General features: G+C 37.5%; 2 protein-coding genes. One reads left to right on the top strand and one right to left on the bottom strand.

The window, feature by feature from the left end; translation table 11 throughout:
* The coding region (locus AC1DND_RS24290) for an alpha-galactosidase (RefSeq protein WP_477585134.1) at nucleotides 1-2014 on the top strand (2014 nt) is incomplete at its 5' end.
* A 264-nt stretch (nucleotides 2015-2278) separates the two neighbouring features.
* On the opposite strand, the gene AC1DND_RS24285 is transcribed toward AC1DND_RS24290, so the two are convergent.
* A partial coding sequence (locus tag AC1DND_RS24285) for an ROK family protein (protein WP_477585133.1) occupies nucleotides 2279-3034 on the bottom strand: 756 nt, incomplete at its 5' end.

The raw sequence follows: 3034 nt of genomic DNA, 5'->3' as shown, positions 1-3034 counted from the left end.
ATACCCAAGTATACAAGCATTAGATAAATACAAACCCGGCTCTGATGACCTTTTAAATAAACGCGAAGCTTACATTGCTTCCGGCTCGCTTAATTTATTAGAACCGGCATTAACCGTAACCCATGCTGATGGGAACAAATCTACTGTATTAACATTTTCGGATGTAAAAATCGAACAGCTGGATCAGAACAGAAAATTAACCAGTATTATTCTTAAAGATTTAAAATACAACTTTCAGGTTACTTTAAAATACCTGGCTTATTTTAATGAAAATGTAATTGAGCAATGGGCCGAAATTGAACATAGAGAAAAAGGCACGGTAGTATTAAACAAATATGCTTCGGCAAATCTTACCCTGAGTGGAAAAAAATTCTTCCTTAAAAACCAATATAGTGGTGCTACACGCGAAATGCGATCAGAAGAACAGCAATTGTTGCATGGCATAAAAACCATCGATTCGAAACTAGGAACCAGAACAAACCTCCTTCATTCTTCTTCGTTTATGGTTTCGATAGATCAGCCTGCGACTGAGGATACGGGCGAAGTAATTGCCGGATCATTAGCATGGACAGGAAACTTTAAGCTGGATTTTGAAACTTTCGACGAATATTACCTCCGCGTAACTGCCGGGATTAATAATTTTTCGTCGAACTATACTTTAAAGGCTGGCGAAAACTTCATTACACCCCGCTTTATTTATACTTATTCATCGGCAGGAAAAGGTTTAGCCAGTAGAAATTTGCATGACTGGGCCAGAAACTATCAAATATTAGATGGAAAGGGTGAAAGATCTACCATACTAAACAACTGGGAAACCACTTATTTCGATTTTAATGACGAAAAACTAAACGAATTAACAAAAGATACCAAAAAGTTAGGGGTTGATGTTTTTTTATTGGACGATGGCTGGTTTGGAAATAAATATCCACGCAATGGATCTACTTCTGGCCTGGGAGATTGGCAGTATAACAAGCAAAAGCTAAAAAATGGAATCAGTTCATTAGGCAAAGAGGCCACAGCAAGCGGTGTAAAATTTGGTATTTGGATAGAGCCCGAAATGGTGAATCCTAAAAGTGAGTTATACGAAAACCATCCCGATTGGATTATCAGACAGCCTGAAAGAAAAGAATATTACATGCGTAACCAGTTGGTGCTGGATCTAACCAACCCTAAGGTTCAGGATTTTATATATAAAACAGTAGATGATCTTTTTAAGGAAGTGCCAGAAATAGCCTTCATTAAATGGGATTGTAACTCCTTAATATACAATGCAAATTCTCCTACCTTAAAAAATCAGGATCATTTTTATCTTGAATATATCAGGGGATTAAACGGCGTATTGGAGCGGATTAGAAAAAAATACTCTAAAACACCAATGATGCTGTGTGCCGGAGGTGGTTCGAGAGTAGATTATGCCGCATTACAACATTTCACCGAATTTTGGCCTAGCGATAATACCAATCCCTACGACCGCATCTTTATTCAGTGGGAATATTCGTATTATTTCCCTTCTATTGCTGTAGATAACCACATTACCGATATGGGTAAACAGCCTATTAAATTTAAAACAGATGTGGCCATGATGGGAAAACTCGGTTATGATGTACGTGTAAATGAGTTAAGTAAAAATGATTTACTTTTTAGTCAGAATGCCGTTAAAACCTATAATGGCTTTAAAGATATTATCTGGCATGGTCAGCAATACCGCTTACAGGATCCTTACGAAAATAAAATAGCTTCAATTGCTTATGTAAACGAAGCAAAAGATCAGGCTATTGTTTTTAACTATCATGTGGCCACCCTTTTTACTAATGGTGTGATATTACCAATTAAACTTAAAGGATTAGACCCTGTTAAAAGATATAAAATTGAAGAAATTAATCTATACCCTGGTGCTAAATCGCCAATTGACAGTACTAAAGTTTACTCTGGCGACTTTTTAATGAAGGTAGGCTTTAATCCAGAAGCAAATGCTTACAGAACCAGCGTGGTTTTAAAGGTCCAGGCGATATAAACTGTTTAAAAACATAAGCTCTAGATATTAAGGGTGGCTTATCGCCTCCCTTTTTTTGATTAAAAATCGATTTCAACTCACATGCTGTCATGTTGAGCCTGTCGAAACACCTTCAAGAGTATTTAAACGGGTCCTTCGACAGGCTCAGGATGACAAATCTATATTTATGATACAACCTCTTTTTTAAAATTAAATACTTTTTGTTCTTGCTTATTTACCGCAAGAGATTCAGATTCAAATCAGTACTATTCTTTTTCTGATGAACTATTTTACTGCATAATCAAAAGCCTTAAACTTTTGAAAAACATTTGCTGCACAGCCCAGTAAACCTGCTTTATTGCCCAACTTAGCAGCAACTACCAATTCATTACCAGGTGCAATAGGCACTGCTAAAGTTTTAATTCTTCTTTCAATCTCGCGAACATAGAAGGCACCAGATTCGCTTATGCCTCCACCAATTACAATTTTTTGCGGACTAAATACATTTATAAAACTAATAATGCCAGTAGCTAGGTAATCGAAATGCGATTCCATAGCTTCAACGGCATATTCTTCTCTCGCAAGATATTTCTCTACCATATATTTACCATCAATCTCTTCTGGTGAATTAGGGTGGATAGACTGATAATGGTTAAGCAGGGCGGATACCGACGCATAAGCTTCTAAACAACCGCGACCTCCGCAGGCACAGGCAACCCCACGGTGTTGTACAACAATATGCCCTAACTCTGTACCTCTATTTCTAAATCCTCCGTAAAGCTTGTTATCAATCATCACAGCACCACCTATTCCAGTTCCTACGGTAAGGAAAACCACATCACTACAATCTTTGGCCGCACCGTAAGTCATCTCTCCTAGCCCCATTAAATTGGCATCATTATCCATTACAATATTATAACGTGTTACTTCTTGCAGGATTTCGCCTAAAGCCAATTGTTTAAAGCCAGGTAAATTATCAGCACCGGCAATAATCTTATTGTTGTAAATAATCCCCGGAAAACCTATGCCTACCCCCAGAAT

Source organism: Pedobacter sp. 01N416, assembly GCF_056399685.1.
Note: the sequence above shows the minus strand (reverse complement) of the source record. Positions and strands in the feature narration are given on the sequence as shown.